The sequence below is a fragment of the Cupriavidus sp. FW305-F7 genome (genome assembly GCF_058782875.1).
In genome coordinates this window covers 130,287-155,100 of the sequence record NZ_JBYSYC010000014.1, presented here as the reverse complement: position 1 = coordinate 155,100, position 24,814 = coordinate 130,287, and the positions used below count along the sequence as shown (strand labels likewise).

The window sequence follows — 24,814 nt, the reverse complement described above, 5'->3', positions numbered from 1 at the left end:
GCGCATTCAGGTCACTTGCGCTTGAACCACAGGCGGATGGTGTCCCACAGGCGGCCGAAGAAGCCGGCCTCAGGCACTTCTTCCAGCGCCACCACCGGGAACTCCGCCACCTTGTTGGTGCCGTCCATCAGCTTGACCATGCCCACCTGCTGGCCCGCCGAGATCGGCGCGATCAGCAGTTCCTGGCGCTCCAGCACCGGCTTGAGGCGCCCGCCGGTGCCCTTGGGCACGGTGACGAAGGTCTCGTTCTGCACGCCGATCTTGACCGTGCCGCTCTTGCCCTTGTAGATGTCCGGCGTGGCCAGCACCTGACCCTTGTCGTACAGGCGCAGCGTGTCGAAGAACTGGAAGCCGTAGTTGAGGATCTTCAGGCTTTCCTGGGTGCGCACCTGTTCGGTGGTGGTGCCGATCACGATTGAGATCAGGCGGCGCGAGCCGTCCGGCACGTTGGCCAGCGGCCGCTTGGCCGACGAGATCAGGCAGTAGCCGGCGGACTTGGTGTGGCCGGTCTTGACCCCGTCCACGGTCGGGTCGATATACAGCAGGCGGTTGCGGTTGGGCTGCCTGATCTTGTTATAGGTGAACTCCTTCTGCGAGTACATGGCGTAGTACTCGGGGAAGTCCTTGATCAGGCGCGTGGTCAGCGTCGCCAGGTCCACCGCGGTGGTGTAGTGGTTCGGGTCGGGAATGCCGTCGGTGTTGGTGAAGTGGGTGTTCTTCATGCCCATGCGCTGGGCCTCGCGGTTCATCATCGCGACGAAGCCCTCTTCCGAGCCGCCCACGGCTTCGGCCAGCGCCAGCGCGGCGTCGTTGCCCGACTGCACGATCAGGCCCAGCAGCAGGTCCTGCACGGTGACCGGCTTGTTGGGCTCGATGAACATGCGCGACTCGTCGCTTTTGACCTTGAGCACCAGGCTGGTCGGCACCACCGACTGGTCCAGCGTCAGGCGCTTTTCCTTGAGTGCCTCGAACGCGAGGTAGGCGGTCATCAGCTTGGTCAGCGAGGCCGGCTCGATGCGCGCGTCGGCATTCTGCGACGCCAGGGCCTGGCCGCTGGTCACGTCATACAGCATCCACGACTTGGCTGCGACCTGCGGCATCGGCACGCCCTGCGCCAGGACGGCGGCAGGCGCGGCGGCCAGCACGACGGCGGCGGCGATGGCGGCGGGAGCAAAAGCGGACGAAAGGCGTGTCGTGGCTCTATTCAGCATGTTTCTGTTTTCCGACAGTAAGAAGGTGGCGCGGGGATGGTCCGGGTGGCGGCGTGCCGGCCTCACCGGTCCCACGCATTGACGACGAGCTGCTTGATCAGATGCAGCTTGCGGTGAAAGAAATGGTCGGCGCCGGGGATCACGATCACCGGCAGCTCCTGCGGGCGGGCCCAGTCGAACACGCTGGCCAGCGGCACGGTGTCGTCCTGTTCGCCATGGATCACGATGGTATCGGCCGGAACCTCGGCCACCTGCCAGCGGCTGGCGGCGGTGCCCACCAGCACCAGTCGCTGCGCGGGCGTGCCGGCATCGGCCAGGCGGCGTGCCACGTGGGTGGTGACGAAGCTGCCGAACGAGAACCCGCCCATGGCCAGCGGCAGCGTTGCGGCCTGTGCCGACCACGCGGTCTGCTGGCGCATCCAGGCCACCACGGCCAGCAGGTCGTCCTGCTCGGCGATGCCGTTGTCATGCTCGCCGGCGCTGCCGCCCACGCCGCGGAAGTTGGGGCGCACCGTAGCATAGCCCAGCTGCACGAAGCTGCGCGCCAGCGTCTGCGCAACCTTGTTGTCCTTGGTGCCGCCGAACAGCGGATGCGGATGCGCCACCAGCGCCAGGCCGCGCGGCTCACCTTGCGGCAGGTCTACCGAGAGATCGATCGCACCGGCGGGACCGGCAATGGAAAGTACCTGGGTATGCGCGTTCATGATGGCGGTGAAGCAAGCGCCCGGCGGCAAGCCCGGGCAAAAATGAAAAAAACCGTCCGGCTGGCGGGCGGGCGGCGGGCAATACGGCAAAGCGGCGAAACTGGGAAACAACAAGCCGGCATGCGCCGGCCTCGGTTCGTTCAGCGGTCCACCATCAGCCGTTCGACAGGCTTGCCCTTCATCAGGTGGCTGTCGATGATTTCGTCGATGTCGTGCTCATCGACAAAGGTGTACCAGATGGCCTCGGGGTAGACCACCAGCACCGGGCCGAGTTCACAACGGTTCAGGCAGCCTGCCTTGTTGATGCGCACCCGGCCTTCGCCGCCGGCGATGCCCAGTTCCTTGCAACGCTTCTTGGCGTATTCCTGCATCGCCTGGGCGTTGTGGTTGGCGCAGCAGTTCTCGCCGGCCTCGCGCTGGTTCAGGCAGAAGAAGACGTGGTGCTGGTAGTAGCTGCTCATGCGTACGGTGTGAGAAGGCGGCCCCGGACGGCGGCACAGCCCGGACGGCATTGAACGGAAGCTCGGAATTATACGGTGTCGCGGCGGCATGTCCGCGATGGCGGCGCCCTGGCACGGCCGTCGAAGTTGCCGACGGCTCCCGGCGGGTGGCGCTTCGCGCACCTGTGATGCCTCCGGCATTCCGAAACCCCGGAGCCACACCGTCCGGATTTCCGGAATCCCGGAGGCCGCACGCCCCTGCCAGGCCGTCGTTTCCTTGTGAATCAACCAGTTAGCAATGCCGGTTCGACTGGCACGGCGGTTGCGAATTCCCTCCCTGAACGCGCCGCAACCGTGACGGCGCGCAGCCCGCGCGGCCCCGCCGGGTACGGTCAACACCGAGGACGACATCATGAGAAAACCCTTCTACAAGATCCTGTACGTGCAGGTCCTGTTCGCCATCTTCGTCGGCATCCTGCTCGGCCACTACTGGCCAGACACCGGCGTGGCCATGAAGCCGCTGGGCGATGGCTTTATCAAGCTGATCAAGATGATCATCGGCCCGATCATCTTCTGTACCGTGGTGACCGGCATCGCCGGCATGAGCGACATGAAGAAGGTCGGCCGCGTCGGCGGCAAGGCGCTGCTGTACTTTGAAGTGGTGTCGACCTTCGCATTGCTGATCGGGCTGGGCGCCGCGCACCTGCTCAAGCCGGGCGTGGGCTTCAACATCGACCCGGCCACGCTGGACACCAAGGCCATTGCCCAGTACGTGTCCAAGGCGCACGGCCAGAGCACGGTCGAGTTCCTGATGCACATCATCCCGGACACGGTCTTCAGCGCCTTCGCCAACGGCGACATCCTGCAGATCCTGCTGGTGTCGCTGTTCTTCGGCGCCGCGCTGGCCGTGCTCGGCGAGCGCGCGCGCATCGTGGTGCAGCTGATCGAGCAGGTCTCCAAGGTGTTCTTCCACATCGTCCACGTGATCACCAAGGTGGCCCCGATCGGCGCCTTCGGCGCGATGGCGTTCACCATCGGCAAGTACGGCCTGGGCTCGCTGGTGCCGCTGCTCAAGCTGATCGGCACCTTCTACTTCACGGCCATCGTCTTCGTGGTGTTCGTGCTGGGCACGGTGGCGCGCCTGACCGGCTTCAGCATCCTGCGCTTCATCTCGTACATCAAGGAAGAGCTGCTGATCGTGCTGGGCACCAGCTCGTCGGAAGCGGCGCTGCCGCACATGATGGAGAAGCTTGAAAAGCTCGGCTGCTCGCGCTCGGTGGTGGGCCTGGTGGTGCCCACCGGCTATTCGTTCAACCTGGACGGCACCAACATCTACATGACGATGGCGGTGATCTTCATTGCACAGGCAACCGGCATCGAGCTGACGCTGATGCAGCAGCTGACCATCCTGACGGTGGCGATGATCACCTCCAAGGGCGCCAGCGGCGTGACCGGCTCGGGCTTCATCACGCTGGCCGCGACGCTGGCGGTGGTGCCGACCATCCCGGTGGCGGGCATGGTGCTGATCCTTGGCATCGACCGCTTCATGAGCGAGTGCCGCGCGCTGACCAACATCATCGGCAACGGCGTGGCCACGGTGGTGGTCTCGGCATGGGAGCGCGAGCTTGACCGCAAGAAGCTCAACAGTGAGCTGCAACACGGCGGCCGCGATGCTGAAGTACTGGCCGACGCCGGCCAGAACGTCTGACGCCATGCGGGTGGCTGCCCCGGCCACCCGCCAGCGAGTATCATCGGCGCGACAGCCTTCGCGCGCGCCGATGCCACACTCAGACGACTTTCTCGCCGTGCATGACCCCGCCGCCCCGTCTGCCGCGCATCCGGCCCATGCGCCGGACAGCGGCAACGGCCGCTGGTGGGGCTTTGCGGTCGCCCTGGCCGCGGGCCTGCTGCTGCTGTGCGCGCTGACCTGGCTGGTCTCGGTCCAGCGCGGCCTGGCCACCCTGCAGCAAAGCACAGCCACGCGCGCCGACCGCTACGCCGCCACGCTGGAAAGCACCCTCGACCGCTACGAATTCCTGCCCGCGCTGGTCTCGCTGCACCCCTTCGTGCGCGGGCTGCTGGACTCCCCCAACGACCCGCAACGCGTGGCCGCCGCCAACCAGTACCTGGCGGAGGTCAATCGCCGCGCGCATGCCTCGGCCACCTATGTGATCGCCGCCAACGGCATTGCGCTGGCGGCCAGCAACCACGGCCAGCCCGGCAGCTTTGTCGGCACCGACTACCGCTTCCGCCCCTACTTCCAGGCCGCCGCGGGCGGCAAGATGGGGCGTTTCTATGCCATCGGCATCACCAGCGAGGAGCCCGGCTACTACCTCGCGCAGCCGATCGAGTCGGGCGGCAAGGTCATCGGCGTGACCGTGGTCAAGCTCAACCTGGAGTGGTTCCAGCGCGCCGGCAGCGGCGCCGAGCCGCTGATGGTCAGCGACGACCATGGCGTGATCTTCCTGTCGTCGGTGTCGGCCTGGCAGTACCGCACCCTGCGCCCGCTGCCGCCGGCGCTGCAGGCCGAGATGGAAAACACCCGCCAGTACCACGGCCGCGCGGTGACGCCGCTGCCGCTGGAGCCGCTGACCTCGCCGGTCACGCGCTGGCTGGCGGACACCACACTGACCGACGGCGCGCGGCTGGTGCGCGTGCGCGACGAATCGCCCGCCACCAGGACCACCTTTGCCCCGGACGGCGCCGAGCGCGCCGACCGCTACCTGGAACTGGGCCGCACGGTCGGCCCCGCTGGCTGGACCATGCAGGTGATGGCGCCGCTGGAGCCGGTGCTGGCCAATGCGCGCAACGCCACCGTGGCGGCGGCGCTGGCCTATGCCTGCATCTGCCTGCTGCTGGTCAACTGGCGCCAGCGCCGCCAGCGCGCGCGCGACATGCAGTACAGCCGCCGCCTGCTGGAGGCCGCCTACGACCAGCTGGAGCGCCGCGTCGAGGCCCGCACCGCCGACCTGATGGCGATCAATGAAAAGCTGGAAGATGAAGTGGCCGAGCGCACCCGTGCGGAAAGCGAGCTGCGCGCGGCCCAGGACGAACTGGTGCAGGCCAGCAAGCTGGCCGCGCTGGGGCAGATGGCGGCCGGCATCACGCATGAGCTGAACCAGCCGCTGGCGGCGCTGCGCACGTTCTCGGACAACACCCGCGTGCTGCTGGAGCGCGGCCAGCTGGCCGCGGCCGAAGGCAACCTCACCGCCATTGCTGACCTGACTGAGCGCATGGGCAAGATCACCAGCCAGCTCAAGCTGTTTGCCGGCAAGGCCCGCCCGGTGCGCCGGCCGGTGGCGCTGCGCGCGGCGGTCGACCACGTGCTGGCGCTGCTGGCGCCGCGGCTGGGCGCGGTTACGGTCAGCGTCACCGGCCTGGACGCCCTGCCCGGGCTCGCCGTGCGCGCCGATGAGCTGAAGCTGGAGCAAGTGCTGCTGAACCTGCTCGGCAACGCGCTGGATGCGATTGCGGCAGCCGCGCCGGCGCGGGGACAGATCGATCTCGACGTGCAGGCAGAAGACCACGCCGTCACCATCGTCGTGCGCGACAACGGCACCGGCATCGCGCCGGAAGCGCTGCCGCGCCTGTTCGAACCATTCTTCACCACCAAGGAAACCGGGCAGGGCCTGGGGCTGGGGCTGGCGATCTCGTCGTCGATCGTGCGCGAGTTCGGCGGCCAGCTGAGCGTGGCCAACGTGCCCGGCGGCGGCGCGCAGTTCACGCTGGTGCTAGCGCGCGCCCCCGCCATCGATCCGGCACCATCGGTTTCCGCCTCTCAATGAGTATTGCCATGCAAGACGGTCTGCGTGTCCTGTTTGTCGAAGACGAGCCGCTGGTGCGTCAGGCCACCGCGCAGAGCCTGGAGCTGGCCGGCTTCGCGGTGCTGGCGCTGCCCTCCGCCGAGGCCGCGATCCCGCACCTGCACGGCGCCTTTGCCGGCGTGGTGGTGACCGACGTGCGCCTGCCCGGCGCCAGCGGCCTGGACCTGCTGCAGCACTGCCGCAACGCCGCGCCGGGCGTGCCGGTGATCCTGGTGACCGGCCATGGCGACATCACCATGGCCGTGCAGGCCATGCGCGAAGGCGCCTACGACTTTATCGAAAAACCCTTCGGTGCCGACCGCCTCACCGACACCGTGCGCCGCGCGCTGGAACGCCGCGCGCTGGAACTGGAAAACCAGGCGCTGCGCCGCGAACTGGCCGGCCCTGCGGCGGGCACGCGCATCATCGGCCGCTCGCCCGCGATCGGGCAGGTGCGCGCGCTGGTGGCCAATGTCGCGCCCACCGACGTGCCGGTGATGATCAACGGCGAGACCGGTACCGGCAAGGAACTGGTGGCGCGCAGCCTGCATGCGCTGTCCGGCCGTGCCGAAGGCCCGTTTATCGCGCTGAATTGCGGCGCGGTGCCCGAGGCCATCTTCGAGAGCGAGATGTTCGGCCACGAGGCCGGCGCCTTCACCGGCGCCGGCAAGCGCCGCATCGGCAAGCTAGAACATGCCTCGGGCGGCACGCTCTTCCTCGACGAGATCGAGAGCATGCCGCTGGCGCTGCAGGTCAAGCTGCTGCGGGTGCTGCAGGAAGGCTCGCTGGAGCGGCTGGGGTCCAATGCCTCGGTGAAGATCGATGTGCGCATCGTCGCCGCGGCCAAGGGCGACATGGATGCGCTGGTGGCGCAGGGCAGCTTCCGTGAGGACCTGTACTACCGGCTGAACGTGGTCACCATTGCGCTGCCGCCGTTGCGCGAACGGCGCGAGGACATCGTGCCGCTGTTCGAGCATTTCTCGCTGGTGTCTGCGGTGCGCTACCAGCGGCCGGCGCCGATCCTGTCCGAGGCGCAACGCCAGGCACTGGCCCAGCGGCCCTGGCCTGGCAATGTGCGCGAGCTGCGCAATGCCGCGGATCGGATGGTGCTGGGCGTGCCGGAGGGCGGGCAGGCAGGTGCGCAGGCCGCGGGCCCCGATGAAGCCGCGCCGCTGCGCGAGCGGATGGAGCACTTCGAGCGCGCCGTGATTGCAGATGCACTGGCGCGCACCGGTGGTGCGGTCAGCCAGGCGGCGGACTTGCTGCAAGTCGGCAAGGCTACGCTCTATGACAAGATCAAGCGCTACGGGCTGTGATGTCACGCTGCCTTCATTCCGCTGCCACGTGGCCGTCACATTGGCGAACTATCCTTCGGTGGCGGTTGTGGCATTGGCAGGTGCCCGCCGTGTGTATCAATCTTCGTGGTAATTGATGGCCCCGCGTATGCGGGGCGTTTTTTTGGGTGATTCACCCCGCCCCGCCACTTCACACTGCCCACACACTCCCCTCACCCCCGCTGGCCAGACTGGAGCCCTTCCATCTCCGGGAACTGCCATGCCCTCTTTCGACTACGACATCGTCATCGCCGGCGCCAGCTTTGCCGGCGCAGCCTGCGCCCTGGCCGCGGCACGCGCCGGCCTGCGCGTGCTGGTGCTGGAACGCAAGACCGATCTGGGCGACAAGCTCCACACCACCGGCATCCTGGTCAAGGAAGCCATCGAGCAAACCTGGCTGGGCCGCGCGCCGGCCGACTGCGTGCACCGGGTGGAGCAGGTGCGGCTGTACTCGCCCAAGCTGCGCAGCATCGACCTGAGCGCGCCGGGCTATTACTTCCACACTACGGATACGCCGCGGTTGATGCGCTGGCTGGCCGCCGAACTGGTGTGCCACCGGGTCGAACTGCGCCTGGGCCAGGCGTTTGTGGGCGCAGTGCCGCGCCACGGCGGATGGCATGTGACCGGCGTGGGCAATACGCGCTATCTGGTGGGAGCGGACGGCGCGAAGTCGCGCGTGGCACAGTGTGCCGGGCTGGGGCGCGTGCACAGCTTCCTGTATGGCGTGGAATACGAGTTCCCGGGACTGGCGCTGCCCGAGCCCGGCGCGCTGCACTGCTTTATCACCCGGCGCTTCGCGCCCGGCTATATCGGCTGGATCGCGCAGAACCCCACCGGCGTGCAGGCCGGCCTGGCGCTGCGCTACCTGCCGCGTCACGGCCGCGCGCCGGACCTGGACGGGCTGCTGGCGCATGTGCGCGAGCGCGCCGGGCTGCCGCAGCTGGCGCAGCCTGCGGCGACGCGCGCGGGCCTGATCCCGTGCGGCGGCCCGGTCTTCCCGCTGGCGCGCGACGGCGTGATCCTGACGGGGGATGCCGCCGGCATCGTCTCGCCGGTCACCGCCGGCGGCATCCACTATGCCTTTGCCCATGGCGAGTCGGTCGGCCAGGCCGTGGCCGCGCACCTGCTGCGCGGCGGCCCGGCGCCGGAAGCCGTCGCCACCGCCAGCGCGCCGCGCTTTCGCGCCAAACGTGCGCTGCGCTGGATGTTCGACCGCTTCCAGTGCGACTGGCCCTTTGACCTGATGCTGTACTCGCCGCCGCTGCGCTGGGCGGCGGAGCAGATCTATTTCCACAAGCGCCAGGGCGACGAACCCGCGCCGCCGGCCCGCACGGCGGCCAGCGCCTGACCGGCTAGAATGCCGGGCATGGAACAACCGCGGATCCTGGTGGTGGAAGACGAGCAGGCCATCGCCGACACCATCCTCTATGCCCTGCGCACCGACGGCATGCTGGCCGAGCACTGCACGCTCGGCGGCGCCGCGCTCGAGCGCATGCGCGCCGGCGCGGCCGACCTGGTGATCCTCGACGTGGGCCTGCCGGACCTGAGCGGCTTCGAGGTCTGCCGCACGCTGCGCACCTTCAGCAATGCGCCGGTGGTCTTCCTGACCGCGCGCCATGAAGAGATCGACCGCATCGTCGGGCTGGAGATCGGCGCCGACGACTATGTGGTCAAGCCCTTCTCGCCGCGCGAACTGGCCGCGCGCGTGCGCGCCATCCTGCGCCGGGCGCGCGGCGGCAGCACAGCGAAGGGCGACGAGGTCGCCGGCTTCACCCACGACAAGGACGGCGCTCGCCTGGCCTACCGCGGCCGCTGGCTGGAGCTGACCCGCTACGAGTACCTGCTGCTGGCCTGGCTGGTGGCGCATCCGAGCCGTATCTATTCGCGAGCGCAGCTGATGGAGGGCGTCTGGGAAGACGCGCTCGACACCAGCGACCGCACCGTCGACACCCATATCAAGACCCTGCGCGCCAAGCTGCGGGAGGCCTCGCCAGACGGCGCCGAGCGCATCCGCACCCATCGCGGCATGGGCTATTCGCTGGAACCGTGAGCGCACGCCATGCATATCGGCCTGCGCATCTTCTTCGGCTTCTTCCTGATCGTGGGACTGGCCACGGTGCTGACGCTGCGCGTGTTCGTGCAGGAGGTCAAGCCCGGCGTGCGCCAGGCCATGGAAGACACGCTGATCGACACCGCGCACGTGCTGGCGGCGCTTGCCGCCGACGACATGAAGGCCGGCCGCATTGCCGACGGCGAATTCGCGCGGCACATGGCGGCGCTGCGCGACCTGCCGGTGGACGCCGATGTGTCGGGCCTGCACAAGGACAGCATCGGCTACCGCATCTACGTGACCGATGCCAGGGGCATCGTGCGCTTTGACTCCACCGGCACTGACGTGGGCCGCGACTATTCGCGCTGGAACGATGTCTACCTGACGCTGCGCGGCAAGTACGGCGCGCGCAGCACGCGCACCGACCCCGACGACGAGGCCAGCACCGTGATGCACGTGGCCGCGCCAATACGCGACGGGGACGGCGAGCGCATCATCGGCGTGCTGACCGTGGCCAAGCCCAATGCGGCAATGGCGCCCTTTATCGAGCGCAGCCAGCGCAAGATCCTGCTCTACGGCGGCCTGCTGATCGGCGCCGCTTGCGTGATCGGGCTGGCCTGCACGCTGTGGCTGGCGCATGGACTGAGCCGGCTGCGCGGGTACGCGCGCGCGGTGGCGGCCGGCGAGCGCGCCGAGATGCCGCTGCGCGGCGGCAGCGAGCTGGCCGAGCTGGGCCGCGCGGTGCAGGGCATGCGCGAGCGGCTGGAAGACAAGCAGTATGTCGAGCACTACATCCACACGCTGACCCATGAGATGAAAAGTCCGCTGGCCGCGATCGGCGGCGCCGCCGAACTGCTGCAGGAAGAGATGCCGGCGGCGGACCGCCAGCGCTTCGTCGCCAATATCCGCGCGCAATCCGGACGGCTTGAAACCATGATCCGCAAGCTGCTGGCGCTGGCCGACGTGGAGCAGCGCCAGCGCCTGGAAGTGCGCGAGCCGGTGCGGCTGGCCCCGCTGCTGGCGCAACTGGGCAGCGAGCTGGAGCCGCGCGCGCGCCAGCGCGGCGTGACGCTGCGGCTGGCCGCCGACGCCAGCCCGGACCTGGTCGCCGGCGATCCGTTCCTGCTGCGCCAGGCCATCGCAAACCTGCTGGAGAACGCCATCGACTTCGCCCCGCCGGACAGCGAAGTCACGGTACGGCTGGAGCGCCGCGGCGGCGCGCTGGCCATCGCCGTCGCCGACCAGGGCCCGGGCATCCCCGACTACGCCCTGCCGCGCGTGTTCGAGCGCTTCTATTCGCTGCCGCGCCCGCACGGTGCGGACAAGAGCACCGGCCTGGGCCTGTGCTTTGCACGCGAGGTGGCAACGTTGCATCATGGCGATGTCACGCTGGCCAACCGCCCCGGCGGCGGCGCGCTGGCGGAACTGACCCTTCCGGCAGCATAGTTCCACGAGGTGACCGAACCGGCATAGACTGGGGCTTCTAACGTGATCGCGCTGAAACTCCCTATAATCGAACGACCGTTCATTTAGGGCGCCCGCGAGGCCCGCCCAGTAGTTCAGGAGACACCATGCCCGCCGCCAAGCAACTGCCCCAGGCCCTGCAGAACCTGGCCCTGCCCGTCATCGCCTCGCCCATGTTCATCGTCAGCTACCCGGAGCTGGTGCTGGCGCAGTGCAAGGCCGGCATCGTCGGCTCGTTCCCGGCGCTCAATGCGCGCCCGGCGGAACTGCTCGACGAGTGGCTCACCCAGATCGAAGGCGAGCTGGCCACCTTCAAGGCCGCCAACCCGGGCGCGCAGGTGGGCCCGGTCGCGGTCAACCAGATCGTGCATACCTCGAACGCGCGGCTGGAACACGACGTGAAGGTGTGCGTGGACCACAAGGTGCCAATCTTCATCACCTCGCTGCGCGCCCCGGTCAAGGAAATGATCGACGCGGTGCACAGCTACGGCGGCATCGTTCTGCACGACGTGATCAGCCTGCGCCATGCCGAGAAGGCGATCGAGGCCGGCGTCGACGGCCTGATCCTGGTGGCGGCCGGCGCCGGCGGCCATGCCGGCATGCTGTCGCCGTTCGCGCTGGTGGGCGAGGTGCGCAAGATCTTCGACGGCCCGATCGCGCTGTCGGGTTCGATCGCCACCGGCGAGGCGGTGCTGGCCGCGCAGGCCATGGGCGCGGACTTTGCCTACGTGGGCACGCGCTTTATCGCCTCGCAGGAGGCCCACGCGGCAGAGACGTACAAGCAGTCGATCACCAGTTCGGCCGCCGCCGATATCATCTACACCAACCTGTTCACCGGCGTGCACGGCAATTACATCCGCGAAAGCATCAGCAACGTGGGGCTGGATCCGGACAACCTGCCGGTGGCCGACAAGAGCAAGATGGACTTCTCCAGCGGCGCCTCCAAGGCCAAGGCGTGGAAGGACGTGTGGGGCGCCGGCCAGGGCGTGGGCCAGATCCACGACATCCCCACCGCCGGCGAAATCGTCGTGCGCATGAAAGCGGAGTACGATGCCGCCAAGGCGCGCCTAGGTATCGCGCGCTAAACCCCAGTCACCACGGGGCCGCTGTTGCGGCCCTTGCTCCATCCATTGCCTGGTCCTAGCCCCGCCACCCCGCCCGATTCCGCTCCAGACGCCGTCGCCACACTGAGCCGCCGGCAGCAGGCGCTGCGCGCCATGTGGGTGGTGCTGGGTGCGGCTTTCCTGCTGCTGGGGGTGATCGGCATCTTCCTGCCGGTGCTGCCAACCACGCCATTCGTGCTGCTGGCCGCGGCATGCTTCGCGCGGGGGTCCCAGCGCTTCCATGAGTGGCTGCTAGGGCATCCGCGCTTCGGGCCGCTGGTCAGCGACTGGCAGCGCTATCGCAGCATTCCCTTGCGGGCCAAATGCCTGGCGTTGTCGATGATGTGGGCGTCGATGGGGACGACCGCGTGGCTGCTGCGGGCGCGGCCGATTGCTTCGGCGGCGCTGCTGGCTTGTGCGGTGGGGGTGAGTGTGTGGATGGTCAGGCTGCCGACGCGGCCGGTGGAGGGGGGGAAGTCTTGAAAGCGCGGGCGTACTAAGGCGCGTCACTCCACGCACCGGCCGTCTCCCCCAGCCCTCTCCCGCCTGCGGAAGAGGGCTGGGGGAGACGGCCGGGGTATCAACGAAGTCGATCCTGCCAGCCGCCACCCAACTCAATCGTAGCTGCGCGCATCCTCGATCAGCTTCCCATCCTGCGGCAACGACCCCGCCGCCACGAAGGCCACTTCACCGCGCAGCCGCATCACCTCGCGCAGCGATTCCGCCACCGCACGCTGCAAGTCACCATCCTCGCGCGTAGCCTCGCAGCGCAGCGTCATTACGTCCGCGCCAGGGTCGCCAGTCACCACCAGCCGCGCCACGCGAATCTCCGGATGCCGCCGCAGCACGTCCGCCACCTGCCCCGGATGCACGAACATGCCCTTGACCTTGGTGGCCTGGTCGGCACGGCCCAGCCAGCCCTTGAGCCGGATATTGGTGCGCCCGCACGGGCTGGGCCGTTGCGACGACTCCGCCACGATGGCCGACAGGTCGCCGGTGCCGAAGCGGATCAGCGGGTAGTCGCCGTTGCCCAGCACCGTCACCACCACCTCGCCGGTCTCGCCCTCGGGCATCGGCCGGGAACCGCCGGGCTCGACGATCTCTACCAGCACGCCCTCGTCCACCACCCAGCCGTCGCCGCCCTCGGTCTCATAGGCAATCAGGCCGACGTCCGCGGTGCCATACATCTGCTGCACGCGCACGCCGCGCGCCTGGAACCAGGCCCGCAGCGACGGCGGCAACGCCTCGCCCGAGACCAGCGCCTTGGCCAGGCTGGTGCAGGGCGTGCCCAGTTCGTCGCCGCGCTCCAGCAGCAGCTTCAGGAACGACGGCGTGCCGGCGTAGGCCGTGGGCTGCAGGCTGGCCAGCGCCTGCACCTGCGAATCGGTCTGGCCGACACCGGCCGGGAACACGCAGCAGCCCAGCCGGTGCGCGCCGGTCTCCATCATCATGCCGGCCGGGGTGAAGTGGTAGGAGAAGGTGTTGTAGACGAGCTCGCCGGCGCGGAAGCCCGCCGCATGCATGGCGCGGGCCACGCGCCACCAGTCGGCGTCGTGGCCGTCGGGTTCGTGGATCGGGCCGGGCGACTGGAACACATGGCGCAACTTGCCCAGCGGGGTCGCGTTCAGGCCACCCAGCGGCGGCAGCAAGCGCTGGCGCGCGGTCAGGTCCGACTTGCGCGTGACCGGCAGCGCCGCCAGCGCCGCGCGCGAGGTCAGCAGCCGCGGATCGACCCCGCTCAGCATCTCGGCAAAGTAAGGGGCGTTGTCGCGCGCATGTGCCACCTGGCGTGCCAGGGCGGCAAGGAGCGCCTGCTCGCGGACTTCCGGCGCGCGGGTTTCGAGCGAATCGAAGTGTTCTGGCATGGTGCTGTGCGTCAGGGAATGGGATGCGGCATGCTGTCGCGCCACAGGCGCGTGGTGGCAATGCCGGATAAATTGGGTCGGCTTACGTCGGCTCAGGCCAGCCAGCGCTTCCTGCGCCGGTAGCTCTTCACATCGCGGAACGACTTACGCCCGGCACCGTCGTCCGCATCGTTGGCGGCCACGCCCAGGTAGAACTCCTTGACATCCTCGTTGGTGCGCAGCGATTCGGCGTCGCCGTCCATCACCACGCGGCCGTTTTCCAGGATGTAGCCGTAGTCGGCATAGCGCAGCGCCACCATGGTGTTCTGCTCGGCCAGCAGGAAGCTGACGTTCTCGCGCGAATTCAGGCCGCGCACGATCTCGAAGATCTCCTCGACGATCTGCGGCGCCAGCCCCATCGAAGGCTCGTCCAGCAGGATCATCGCCGGCTTGGCCATCATGGCCCGGCCGATCGCGCACATCTGCTGCTCGCCGCCAGAGGTGTAGCCGGCCTGCGACTTGCGGCGCGTCTTCAGCCGCGGGAAGTACTCGTAGATCTTTTCCAGCTCGTCGCGCGTCTGGCCGCGCGACAGGCCGCGCGTGTAGGCGCCGGTGAGCAGGTTCTCTTCGATGGTCAGGTGCGCGAAGCAGTGGCGCCCCTCCATCACCTGGATCACGCCGCGGCGCACCAGGTCGTTGGGCGTGAGCTGGTCGACGCGGTCGCCGCGATATTCGATCGAGCCCTTGGTGACATCGCCGCGCTCGGCCTGCAGCAGGTTGGAGATGGCCTTGAGCGTGGTGGTCTTGCCCGCGCCGTTGGCGCCGAGCAGCGCCACGATCTTGCCTTCCGGCACTTCGAGCGAGACGCCTTTGAGCACCAGGATCACGTGATCGTAGATGACTTCGATATTGTTGACGGACAGAAGGCTCATGGTGCGGCTCGTGTTGGTGTTGCGGTTTCCAGCTTGCCTATTGGGTACTCCCTCTCCCTCTGGGAGAAGGTTGGGGTGAGGGCGGGCGCTGCCACGAAGTGAACGCGCTCGCTATTGCCAGCGCCGGCCCTCACCCCCGCCCCTCTCCCGCAAGCGGGAGAGGGGAGAACCCAGTCGGGATTCGGGCGGCCTCTCAAGACTTCGAACAAGCCGGAGTAATCCCCTTCTCCTTCGCGTACTGCGCCGCCGTGGCCTTGAACAGCGGGTGGATCAGGCTCTTGTTGCCCTCGATCCAGTCCGACACCACCACCCACTTGGTGCCATCCCACTGCTGGATCTTGACCTTGCCCGAACCCTCGTGGTTGTCGCAGCTGGTCTTGATCTCGGGCAGCAGGCCGGTGGCGCCGAGTTGCTGCAGGCGCGCGTTGGTCAGGTTCAGGTTCTCGAAGGCCCAGCGCATCTGCTCGCCGGTCATGGGCTTGCCCTTGCCGAACTTGGCCTGTGCCACGCGCACCGCTTCCACCGTCACCACCGCCGCCGACACGCCGCGGTTGTACAGCACCGAACCCACCTTGTTCTTGTCCTGCATATTGCCCTTGCCGGCACCGTAGACCACCTTGTCGATATCGGCGATCAGCGGCACGTTGCGGCCCGCCACGTTCCAGGTGGCGCTCATGTAGCCCTTGGACGCATCACCCGCCGGCACCGTGTCTTCTTCCGAGCCGGCCCACCACGAGCCGATTATCTTGTCGCGCGCAAAGCCCACCTTCTGCGCGGCCTTCAGCGCGGTCTGGTTCATCACGCCCCAGCCCCAGAAGATCACGTAGTCGGGGTTCTCCTGGCGGATCTTCAGCCACTGCGCGCCCTGCTCGTTGCCCGGGTGCGCCACCGGGATCTCCACCAGGTTGAACTTGCCCAGCTTGGCCTCGGCCTGCAGCGCCACGATCGGCTCCTTGCCATAGGCCGAGTCGTGGTACAGGTAGACGATCTTCTTGCCGGCCAGCGAGCCGCCGTTCTTCGAGGCCAGGTACTTGACGATGGCCGAGACCTGCATCTGGTACGTGGTCACCAGCGGGAACGCGTACGGGAACACCGAGCCATCCACCGCGTCGGTGCGGCCGTAGCCCATCATCACCAGCGGCACCTTGTCGGCGGCGGTCTTGTCGACCAGCGCGTACGAAATGCCGGTGGACATGGCGTGGTAGGCGGTGCCCTTGGTGGTGGCGTTCTTGGACTTCAGGCGTTCATAGCACTCCACGCCCTTGGCGTTGTTGTACTCGGTCTCGCACTCTTCCCACGACAGCTTGACGCCGTTGACGCCGCCTTCCTTCAGATTGACGTAGTTGAGGTAGTCGATGAAACCGCCATACCAGGACTGCCCGTTGGCGCCATACGGCCCCACGCGGTAGCTTGGCAGCGCCACGAACTGCTCGTTGCTCTGCGCCATGGCCGGCGCCGCCGGCGCCAGCAGTGCCGCCGCGGCGCTGACCACCAGGGCGGCGCGTTGCACATTGCGAATCAGGTTGGTCATGACAGTCTCCATCGCCCTCAAGGGAGCGTTTCGTTATGCGTAAGCTTCAGAACTTCACACAGGAACTGCGGTAACACAGGCACCCCTCCCGTCAATGAGGGAACGGCCACAGCCTCAGCTTTTCCTTGGCGATCTGCCACAGCCGGGCCAGCCCGTGCGGCTCCACGATCAGGAAGAAGATGATCAGCCCGCCGAACACCATCAGCTGGATGTGCGACACGGTGGCATTGGTGAACGGCAGGTGCAGCAGCGCGGCCAGCGGCGGCAGCACGTTGTCCAGGAAGATCGGCAGCAGCAGGATGAAGGCCGCGCCCAGGAACGAGCCCAGGATGCTGCCCACGCCGCCGATGATGATCATGAACAGCACGCGGAACGACAGGTCCAGCGAGAAGCCGTCGGGCTCGACCGAGCCCAGGTAGCAGAACGCATACAGCGCGCCGGCCACGCCGCAGTAGAACGAGCTGACCGCGAACGCGAGCAGCTTGGTGCGCATCAGCGGGATGCCGATCACCTCGGCCGCCACGTCCATGTCGCGCACCGACATCCACGCGCGCCCGGTGGCCGAGCGCACCAGGTTCTTGGCGGCCAGCGCCAGCACCGTGACGATGGCCAGCACGAACAGGTACTTCTTCAGCGGGGTGTCGATGGCGACGCCGAACAGGTCCAGCCGCTGCGCCGTGATCACGCCCGACGAGCTGTTGTTGGAGAACCAGGGGAACTTGGTCAGCGCCCACACCACGAAGAACTGCGCCGCCAGCGTCGCCACGGCGAGGTAGAAGCCCTTGATGCGCAGCGACGGCAGGCCGAAGGCCACCCCCACCAGCGCCGCCGACAGCCCGGCCAGCAGGAATGACAGCAGCACCGGGATGCCTTCGATGCGCAGCTGGAAGTTGTAGGCCGCGTAGGCGCCCACGGCCATGAAGGCTGCGGTGCCGAGCGACAGCTGGCCGGCATAGCCGGTCAGGATATTAAGGCCCAGCGCCGCCAGCGAGAAAATCAGGAATGGGATCAGGATGGCCGAGAACCAGTACTCCGACCCGACGAACGGGATCGCCACGAAGGCCACGGCCATCAGCACGGCAAAGCCGATGCGGTCCTGGCGGATGGGGAAGATCTGGCTGTCGGCGACGTAGCTGGTCTTGAACTGGCCGGCTTCACGATAAAACATGGTAAGTCTCCTGTGCGAAGTCGGTCAGACGCGATCGATGTGTTTCTCGCCGAACAGCCCTTCGGGGCGGACCAGCAGGAACAGCAGGGCGAACACATACGGGAACCACCCTTCGATGCCGCCGAAGTTGCCCCCGAACATCGACTGGAACACCGGCGGGATATAGATCTCGGCCAGCTTCTCCGAGGCGCCGATGATCAGCCCGCCGACGATGGCGCCCGGCACCGAGGTGAAGCCGCCCAGGATCAGCACCGGCAGCGCCTTGAGCGCGGTCAGCGTGAGCGCGAACTGCACGCCATTGCGCGAGCCCCACAGCATGCCGGCCACCAGTGCAACGAAGCCTGCCACGCCCCAGACGATGGCCCAGATGTTCTGCAGCGGGATGCCCAGCGACAGCGCCGCCTGGTGGTCGTCGGCCACCGCGCGCAGCGCGCGGCCGACCTTGGTGTACTGGAAGAACAGCGCCAGCGATCCCACCAGGACGCCGGCGATGGCCGCCGCCGCGATGTCGAACTTGGACAGCACGATATTGAAGTTGGTCAGGATCGATTCGATCGGCTCGTCGACGATGCCCAGGTTGATCGGGCGCACTTCATTGCCGAACAGCAGCGGCCCCAGGCCTTCGAGGAAGAATGATAGCCCGATGGTCGCCATGAACAGCGTGATCGGCGGCTGGTTGACCAGCTTGCGCAGCACGAAGCGCTCGGTGCTCATGCCGACCAGGATCATCACCACGAAGGCGCCGATCACCGCGGCCCACATCGGCAGGCCCTTGTCCATCAGCCCCACCACCGCCAGCGCGGCGAAGTACACCATCGCGCCCTGCGCGAAGTTGAACACGCCTGAGGCCTTGTAGATCAGCACGAAGCCCAGCGCCACCAGCGAGTACATCAGGCCCGAGAGCAAGCCGCCGATCAGGATTTCAAAGAAGAACGTCATGGTTCAGAGCCTCAGTGCGAAGTGCCCAGGTACGCCTTGATCACGTCAGGGTTGCCCTTGACCTCGTCCGGCGTGCCGTCGCCGATCTTCTTGCCGTAGTCGAGCACCACCACGCGGTCGGAGATATCCATCACCACGCCCATGTCGTGCTCGATCAGCACGATGGTGGTGCCGAACTGCCGGTTCACATCCAGGATGAAGCGGCACATGTCCTGCTTCTCTTCCACGTTCATGCCGGCCATGGGCTCGTCCAGCAGCAGCATCGAGGGCTCGGCCGCGAGCGCGCGCGCCAGCTCCACGCGCTTCTGCAGGCCATACGGCAAGCGCCCCACCGGGGTCTTGCGGATCGACTGGATCTCGAGGAAGTCGATCACTTCCTCGACCTTCTGGCGATGGCGCATCTCTTCGTTGCGCGCCGGGCCCCACCACAGCGCGTGGGCGAAGAGCCCGGTGCGGAACTGCGTGTTGCGCCCGGTCATGATGTTGTCCAGCACCGTCATGCCCTTGAACAGCGCGATGTTCTGGAAGGTGCGCGCAATGCCCTGGCGCGCCGCGGCGGTCGGGTGCATCTGCTTGCGCTCCTCGCCGCGGAACACGATGCGTCCCTGCTGCGGGTGGTAGACGCCGTTGATCACGTTGAGCATCGAGCTCTTGCCGGCGCCGTTGGGGCCGATGATGGCGCGCACCTCGTGCTCGCACACATCGAACGAGATATCGGTCAGCGCCTTGACCCCGCCGAACGACAGCGAGATATGCTGCAGGTCCAGGATCACCTCGCCGCCGGTGCGCGCCTGCTCGCCGGTGCGCTGTGCGCGCTGCGTGCCGGGATGCGCGCCGCTGTCATCCGCCAGACCCGCGGGAGACATCGGGCCTGCCGGGGCGATCGCGCCGCCGCTGCCCGTGCCGCTGGCATCCGTGCGTGCCGTCCCCGCCCATTCGCGCTGCCCCGCGCCTTGCCAGGCTACTTGCGTCATCTTGCTGCCCTCGCTCATGCCGCGCGCGCCGCCACAGGCAGGCGCTTCGCATTGACCAGCTTCAGCGTGGCCGACACGCTGCCCTCGCGCCCGTCTTCAAACTTGACGCGCGTCTCGATGAACTGCTCGGACTTGCCCGCATAGAGCGCCTCCACCAGCACGCCGTATTTGTCGGCGATAAAGCCGCGGCGCACCTTGCGCGTGCGCGTGAGCTCGTCGTCGTCCGGATCCAGTTCCTTGTGGAGGACCAGGAAGCGTGCCACCTGCGATCCGGCCAGCATCGGGTCGTTGGCCAGATCGGCATTCACCTGGTTCACGCACTCGCCGATCATTTCCAGCACGTCGGGCTGCGCGGCCAGGTCGACATAGCCGGCATACGGCAGGTGGCGGCGCTCGGCCCAGTTGCCCACGGCCTCGAAGTCGATGTTGATAAAGGCGCAGACCTGGTCGCGGTCGCTGCCGAAGGCCACCGCTTCCTTGATGTACGGGAAGAACTTGAGCTTGTTCTCGATGTACTTGGGCGCGAACATCGAGCCATCGGCCAGCTTGCCCACGTCCTTGGCGCGGTCGATGATCTTCAGGTGGCCGTCGGCGTCGATCACACCGGCGTCCCCGGTCATGAAGTAGCCCTCGTCGTTGATGGCCTCGCGCGTGGCGTCGTCGCGCTTGTAGTAGGACTTGAGCAGGCCCACGCCGCGCACCAGCACCTCGCCGTTGTCGGCGATGCGGATTTCCATGCCGGGCGCGGCCGGCCCTACGGAATCGAACTTGACCTTGCCGTCCGGCTGCAGGCACACATAGGCGCAGGTCTCGGTCTGGCCGTAGAACTGCTTCAGGTTCACGCCGATCGAGCGGTAGAAGCGGAACAGGTCCGGTCCGATCGCCTCGCCCGCGGTATAGCCCACGCGGATGCGGCTCATGCCCAGCACATTGCGCAGCGGGCCGTAGACCAGCACTTCGCCCAGGGCGTAGCGCGCGCGGTCCGCGAGCGATACCGGCTGGCCGTCAAGGATATCGGTGCCGCAGCGCTTCGCCACATCCATGGCCCAGTGGAACAGCTTGCGCTTGATCCAGCCGGCATCCTCCATGCGGATCATCACCTGCGTCAGCAGCCCTTCATAGATGCGCGGCGGCGCAAAGTAGTAGGTGGGGCCGATCTCGCGCAGGTCGGTCATCACCGTTTCGCGCGATTCCGGGCAGTTCACCGTGAAGCCCGCCACCATCGCCTGCGCGTAGGAGAACAGGTTGTCGCCCACCCATGCCATCGGCAGGTAGGACAGCACGTCGTCGTCAGCGCTCAGCTTGTCGAAGGCGCAGCCGTTGCGCGCCGCGCCGATCAAGCCGTAGTGCGAATGGCATACGCCCTTGGGCTTGCCGGTAGTGCCCGACGTATAGAGGATGATCGCGGTGTCTTCGGGCTGGCCGGCGGCGATGGCCTCGTCATAGAAGCCCGGGTGCGCCTGGTCGAACTCGCGGCCCAGTTCCTGCAGCCGTTCATAAGACATCAGCGACGGGTGGTCGTAGTCCATCAGGCCGCGCGGGTCTTCAAAGATGACGTGGCGCACGGCGCGGCCGGACTCGGCCAGCTGCGCCTCCACTTCCAGCAGCTTGTCGACCTGCTCCTGGTCCTCGACGATGGCGAACTCGATTTCCGCATCGTTGAGCACGTAGACCATCTCGTTGGCGATGGCGTCCTGGTACAGCGGCACCGGCACGCCGCCCAGCGCCTGCGCCGCGGTCATGGCCCAGTACAGCCGCGGGCGGTTGTCGCCCACCACCGCCAGGTTCATGCCGCGCCTGAAGCCGAGCGCGGCCAGCCCGCAAGCCAGCGCCCTCACCTGCTGGGCCGCCTGGGCCCAGCTGTATGTCTGCCAGATGCCGAGATCCTTCTCGCGGTGAGCCGGATGATCCGGCCGCTGCTGGGCGTGCGCCAGCAGCCATCGCGGGAAGGTCGTCGCCGACGATTCCTGCATCGCTGTCTCCTGTCCCTCCGGCGTGGGGATCCACGCCCGGTGTCAAGCGCCGGTCCGGTCGTTATACTTGGCTTGCTTTGCCCGGCAGCAATTGCCGCCCGGCATCAAGCCCGGTGTGCCTTGCATCAGGCCGCCGGGAAGGCTTGCGCCTTGCCCCGGCGTGCCGCTGGTGGCACCCGCGGTTCCGTTGTGATCGTACGATAGCCCATGCCAACAACCCCGGTTGTCACGCCGGTGACAATTCCGGGTTAATCCCTACGGGAGCTTCTGCAGGCCATGCTGAACGATTTTGTCGACCGCTGCGTATGGGCAGCAGACCTGAGCCCCGAGCAGCGCGAACGCGTGCGCCGCGCCATGTTCGTGCACGAGTACACCCAGGGCGACTACGTCTGTCACAAGGGTGACATGGCTGAGCACTGGATGGGCGTGCTCGAAGGCATCGTCAAGATCACCACGGTGTCGCCCTCGGGCAAGTCGGTCACCTTCACCGGCGTGCCCACCGGCGGCTGGTTCGGCGAAGGCGCGGTGCTCAAGTCGGAAATCCGCAAGTACGACGTGATGGCGCTGCGCCGCTCGACCATCGCCTTCCTGCCGCGCGACACTTTTCTGTGGTTGCTGGATACCAGCCTGCCGTTCACGCGCTTCCTGCTGACGCAGTTCAACGAACGCCTGGGACAGTTCATCGCGGCGGTGGAATATGAACGGCTGCTCGACATCGATTCGCGCGTGGCGCGCGCGGTGTCGTCGCTGTTCAATGAGCACCTGTATCCGGGGATCGGCACGACGCTGGAGATCTCGCAGGAAGAGATCGGCCTGCTTGCAGGCATTTCGCGCCAGCGCGCCAACCAGGCGCTCAAGGTGCTGGAACAGCAGGGCCTGGTGCGGGTGGACTACGGCGTGATCGAGGTGCTGGACCTGGAGGGGTTGCGCCAGTACGGCGAATAACATGGCCAGCGCCATCGATGCCGCCACGCTGCAGGCCTATCGCGAGACGCATTACCGCGTGCTGGGCGACCTGCCGATGATATTGCTGGTAGACCAACCCAGCGCCCCGCTGGCGGCGCTGCACCGCGCGCTGGGCGTGGCATCGAGCGCCTTCATTACCGCCGCCAACCCGTTCAGCCTGCGCTGCGACGACGACGCCAACGCACGGCGCCAGCAGGCGCTGGCGCGGGACGTGGCAAAGATGGGGTTGCGCGCAATCGAAGCCGCCGGCGAGCATCCTGCCAACGGCTGGCCGGCAGAGCCGAGCTTCCTGGTGCTGGGGCTGTCGCTGGAGGATGCCCGGGCACTCGGCGAGAAATACGAACAGAACGCGGTGGTCTGGAGCGGCGCGGACGCGGTGCCGCGTCTGGTGCTGCTGCGCTGAACGCCGCGACGCGCCGCGTCGTGGCGACGCGTCAGCCGGCGAGAGGGTCAGTGGCCGTGGCCGCGGTGCCCGTGCCCATGGCCGTGGCCGCGCCCGTAATGGCGATCGTAGTCCCGATAGTGATGAGAGTGGTGATGCCGCCCGCGCCACTCACCGCGGCCATACCAGCGGCGTCCGTCCCAATAGCGGTCGCCATGCCAGCCGTGGTAGCGCGGCGCATAGACCACGGGCGGCGGAGGCGCCACATACACAGGGGCCGGGGCCACATAGACCGGCGCGCCGACCTGCACGCCCACATCCACATGAGCCATCGCCGAACGGGCCGCCAGCAGGGACATTGCGCCCGCGAGCAGCGCAGCAAAGAGAATCGGGTGAGCCATGGAACTTGTCTTGTCGTAAACGGAACGGTGCACTCTACCGCGCATTCCTGTTACCGGATGCGGCGGAGTGTTTCGGCATATAACGCCGTGTAAGCGGGATTTGGCGGCGACCGGAACCGGCACCGGAAAAAGCGGCGGCCGCCCGCAGGCGGCCGCCGTGCCACGCAGCAAGTGCCGGGAAGCTTACTTGCTATAGACGTACACGCCGCGGCCGGTCTTGCGGCCCAGGTAGCCGGCAGCCACCATCTCACGCATCAGCATCGCCGGGCGGTACTTCGGATCGGCAAACTCCGTGTACAGCACTTCCATCACGGCCAACATGGTGTCCAGGCCGATCATGTCAGCCAGCGCCAGCGGGCCGATCGGGTGGTTGCAGCCCAGCTTCATGCCTTCATCGATCTCTTCCGGCGAGGCCAGGCCTTCGCCCAGCACGCAGAAGGCCTCGTTGATCATCGGGCACAGGATGCGGTTGACGACGAAGCCCGGGCTGTTCCTGACCGTGATCGGGTACTTGCCGAGCTGCTTCGACAGGGCCTCGACGGCGGCATGGGTGGTGTCGCTGGTCTGCAGGCCGCGGATCAGTTCCACCAGCGCCATCACCGGCACCGGGTTGAAGAAGTGCATGCCGATAAAGCGGTCGGCGCGCGAGGTCACGGCGGCCAGCTTGGTGATCGAGATCGACGAGGTGTTGGACGCGATGATCACGTTCTCGCCGACGATGCTGTCGATCTGCTTGAGAATCTTGACCTTCAGGTCGTAGTTCTCGGTCGCGGCCTCGATCACGATATCAGTGGCCTTGAGATCGTCGTACGAGGTGCTGCCCTTGATGCGCGCCAGCGCGCTGGCCTTGTCGGCCTCGGTCAGCTTTTCCTTCTTGATCAGCCGGTCCAGGCTGCCCGCCACGGTGGCAACACCCTTCTGCACGGCGGCATCGCTGATGTCGACCATCACCACGTTGAGACCTACCACTGCGCAGGCCTGGGCGATGCCATTGCCCATGGTGCCGGCACCGACGATGCCCACTGTCCTGATGCTCATCTTGTCTTCCTCTGCTTGGTTGGATTGCTGATAAATCGGTTCAGGCGCGGGTTCAGGCGCCCTGCTCGCGCAGCGCGGCAATGATGCGCTCGGCATGACCCTTGAGCTGTTCCGGGTCCTGCATCTCGCGCGCGTGGCCGCGCAGGGCACTGTCGGCATAGCGCGGCACGATATGGAAATGCACGTGCGGCACGGTCTGGCCCGCGGCCGCGCCGTTGAACTGGCCGATGGAGATGCCGTCGGGCGCAAACGCCGCGCGCACCGCGCGCGCCACCCGCTGCGTGGCAACGATGGCGGCCTGCGCGCCCTGCTCGGACAGGTCGAACAGGTTGACCGCGGCTTCCTTGGGCACCACCAGCGTATGGCCGTCGGCCTGCGGCATGATGTCCATGAAGGCGATGGTGTCGTCGTCCTCGTAGACCTTGATGCACGGCAGCTCGCCGCGCAGGATCTTCGCGAAGATATTGGTCGGGTTGTACTGGGTGTCCATGATCTTTGGCTTGCTTTGTCTCGAATACGTTTGCCGTGGCGCGGGCGCCGGCACAGCCTTCGAGTGT

Annotated in this window: 23 protein-coding genes; 10 read left to right on the top strand and 13 right to left on the bottom strand. The window is 67.3% G+C overall.

Annotated elements, in window-relative coordinates; all coding sequences use genetic code 11:
* Positions 1 to 11: 11 nt before the first annotated feature.
* The 3 genes from AC3WL8_RS15690 to AC3WL8_RS15680 form a co-directional block, all read right to left on the bottom strand.
* Positions 12 to 1,211 carry a D-alanyl-D-alanine carboxypeptidase family protein gene (locus tag AC3WL8_RS15690; RefSeq protein ID WP_013955398.1) on the bottom strand — a complete coding sequence of 400 codons (1,200 nt, stop codon included), beginning with the start codon at positions 1,209 to 1,211 and terminating at the stop codon, positions 12 to 14.
* Between the two features lie 62 nt (positions 1,212 to 1,273).
* Positions 1,274 to 1,915: an alpha/beta hydrolase gene (locus AC3WL8_RS15685; protein ID WP_492378418.1), complete on the bottom strand. Its 642-nt coding sequence runs from the start codon at positions 1,913 to 1,915 to the stop codon at positions 1,274 to 1,276.
* A gap of 140 nt (positions 1,916 to 2,055) precedes the next feature.
* Complete coding sequence (locus tag AC3WL8_RS15680) at positions 2,056 to 2,376, bottom strand: (2Fe-2S) ferredoxin domain-containing protein (protein ID WP_010814863.1); 321 nt, start codon at positions 2,374 to 2,376, stop codon at positions 2,056 to 2,058.
* 391 nt (positions 2,377 to 2,767) lie between these two features.
* Between AC3WL8_RS15680 and AC3WL8_RS15675 the strand changes: the two genes are divergently transcribed.
* From AC3WL8_RS15675 to AC3WL8_RS15640, 8 genes are all read left to right on the top strand, one after another.
* Entirely contained in the window at positions 2,768 to 4,063 is a 1,296-nt protein-coding gene (locus tag AC3WL8_RS15675) for a dicarboxylate/amino acid:cation symporter (RefSeq protein ID WP_114133821.1), read from the top strand.
* A 70-nt stretch (positions 4,064 to 4,133) separates the two neighbouring features.
* A complete protein-coding gene (locus AC3WL8_RS15670; protein WP_492378417.1) occupies positions 4,134 to 6,140 on the top strand; it encodes a sensor histidine kinase in 2,007 nt (668 codons plus the stop codon).
* 8 nt (positions 6,141 to 6,148) lie between these two features.
* On the top strand, positions 6,149 to 7,474 hold the full coding sequence (locus AC3WL8_RS15665) for a sigma-54-dependent transcriptional regulator (RefSeq protein ID WP_041227706.1): 1,326 nt from the start codon (positions 6,149 to 6,151) through the stop codon (positions 7,472 to 7,474).
* A 238-nt stretch (positions 7,475 to 7,712) separates the two neighbouring features.
* Entirely contained in the window at positions 7,713 to 8,840 is a 1,128-nt protein-coding gene (locus tag AC3WL8_RS15660) for an NAD(P)/FAD-dependent oxidoreductase (protein WP_492378416.1), read from the top strand.
* Between the two features lie 9 nt (positions 8,841 to 8,849).
* Complete coding sequence (gene creB, locus AC3WL8_RS15655) at positions 8,850 to 9,542, top strand: two-component system response regulator CreB (protein WP_492378415.1); 693 nt, start codon at positions 8,850 to 8,852, stop codon at positions 9,540 to 9,542.
* A 9-nt stretch (positions 9,543 to 9,551) separates the two neighbouring features.
* Positions 9,552 to 10,988 carry a two-component system sensor histidine kinase CreC gene (gene creC, locus AC3WL8_RS15650; protein WP_013955392.1) on the top strand — a complete coding sequence of 479 codons (1,437 nt, stop codon included), beginning with the start codon at positions 9,552 to 9,554 and terminating at the stop codon, positions 10,986 to 10,988.
* Positions 10,989 to 11,113: 125 nt separating this feature from the next.
* The gene (locus AC3WL8_RS15645) at positions 11,114 to 12,091 is read left to right on the top strand and encodes an NAD(P)H-dependent flavin oxidoreductase (RefSeq protein WP_114133818.1); all 978 of its coding nucleotides are present in this window, start codon (positions 11,114 to 11,116) and stop codon (positions 12,089 to 12,091) included.
* Positions 12,092 to 12,223: 132 nt separating this feature from the next.
* Entirely contained in the window at positions 12,224 to 12,592 is a 369-nt protein-coding gene (locus tag AC3WL8_RS15640; RefSeq protein WP_013955390.1) for a YbaN family protein, read from the top strand.
* Positions 12,593 to 12,723: 131 nt separating this feature from the next.
* Here the strand turns inward: AC3WL8_RS15640 and AC3WL8_RS15635 are convergent, their stop codons facing one another.
* The 7 genes from AC3WL8_RS15635 to AC3WL8_RS15605 all read right to left on the bottom strand — a co-directional run bounded on the left by AC3WL8_RS15635 (position 12,724) and on the right by AC3WL8_RS15605 (position 21,470).
* Entirely contained in the window at positions 12,724 to 13,974 is a 1,251-nt protein-coding gene (locus AC3WL8_RS15635) for a phenylacetate--CoA ligase family protein (RefSeq protein ID WP_013955389.1), read from the bottom strand.
* 92 nt (positions 13,975 to 14,066) lie between these two features.
* Complete coding sequence (locus AC3WL8_RS15630) at positions 14,067 to 14,885, bottom strand: ABC transporter ATP-binding protein (RefSeq protein WP_010814873.1); 819 nt, start codon at positions 14,883 to 14,885, stop codon at positions 14,067 to 14,069.
* 193 nt (positions 14,886 to 15,078) lie between these two features.
* On the bottom strand, positions 15,079 to 16,416 hold the full coding sequence (locus AC3WL8_RS15625) for an ABC transporter substrate-binding protein (protein WP_013955388.1): 1,338 nt from the start codon (positions 16,414 to 16,416) through the stop codon (positions 15,079 to 15,081).
* A 91-nt stretch (positions 16,417 to 16,507) separates the two neighbouring features.
* Complete coding sequence (locus AC3WL8_RS15620; protein ID WP_013955387.1) at positions 16,508 to 17,584, bottom strand: branched-chain amino acid ABC transporter permease; 1,077 nt, start codon at positions 17,582 to 17,584, stop codon at positions 16,508 to 16,510.
* A 24-nt stretch (positions 17,585 to 17,608) separates the two neighbouring features.
* Positions 17,609 to 18,523, bottom strand: a complete 915-nt coding sequence (locus AC3WL8_RS15615; RefSeq protein WP_013955386.1) for a branched-chain amino acid ABC transporter permease — start codon at positions 18,521 to 18,523, stop codon at positions 17,609 to 17,611.
* A gap of 11 nt (positions 18,524 to 18,534) precedes the next feature.
* The gene (locus tag AC3WL8_RS15610) at positions 18,535 to 19,497 is read right to left on the bottom strand and encodes an ABC transporter ATP-binding protein (RefSeq protein WP_013955385.1); all 963 of its coding nucleotides are present in this window, start codon (positions 19,495 to 19,497) and stop codon (positions 18,535 to 18,537) included.
* A gap of 14 nt (positions 19,498 to 19,511) precedes the next feature.
* Entirely contained in the window at positions 19,512 to 21,470 is a 1,959-nt protein-coding gene (locus tag AC3WL8_RS15605; protein WP_492378414.1) for an AMP-dependent synthetase/ligase, read from the bottom strand.
* Between the two features lie 276 nt (positions 21,471 to 21,746).
* Between AC3WL8_RS15605 and AC3WL8_RS15600 the strand changes: the two genes are divergently transcribed.
* Positions 21,747 to 22,415 carry a Crp/Fnr family transcriptional regulator gene (locus AC3WL8_RS15600; protein WP_013955382.1) on the top strand — a complete coding sequence of 223 codons (669 nt, stop codon included), beginning with the start codon at positions 21,747 to 21,749 and terminating at the stop codon, positions 22,413 to 22,415.
* Between the two features lies 1 nt (position 22,416).
* On the top strand, positions 22,417 to 22,839 hold the full coding sequence (locus AC3WL8_RS15595) for a DUF3293 domain-containing protein (protein WP_492378413.1): 423 nt from the start codon (positions 22,417 to 22,419) through the stop codon (positions 22,837 to 22,839).
* A 47-nt stretch (positions 22,840 to 22,886) separates the two neighbouring features.
* Here the strand turns inward: AC3WL8_RS15595 and AC3WL8_RS15590 are convergent, their stop codons facing one another.
* The 3 genes from AC3WL8_RS15590 to AC3WL8_RS15580 form a co-directional block, all read right to left on the bottom strand.
* Positions 22,887 to 23,219 carry a hypothetical protein gene (locus AC3WL8_RS15590; protein WP_013955380.1) on the bottom strand — a complete coding sequence of 111 codons (333 nt, stop codon included), beginning with the start codon at positions 23,217 to 23,219 and terminating at the stop codon, positions 22,887 to 22,889.
* Positions 23,220 to 23,402: 183 nt separating this feature from the next.
* Positions 23,403 to 24,257, bottom strand: coding sequence for a 3-hydroxybutyryl-CoA dehydrogenase (locus AC3WL8_RS15585; RefSeq protein ID WP_153953181.1), 855 nt, complete (start codon positions 24,255 to 24,257; stop codon positions 23,403 to 23,405).
* 52 nt (positions 24,258 to 24,309) lie between these two features.
* Positions 24,310 to 24,747, bottom strand: coding sequence for an HIT family protein (locus AC3WL8_RS15580; protein WP_013955378.1), 438 nt, complete (start codon positions 24,745 to 24,747; stop codon positions 24,310 to 24,312).
* Positions 24,748 to 24,814 lie beyond the last annotated feature (67 nt).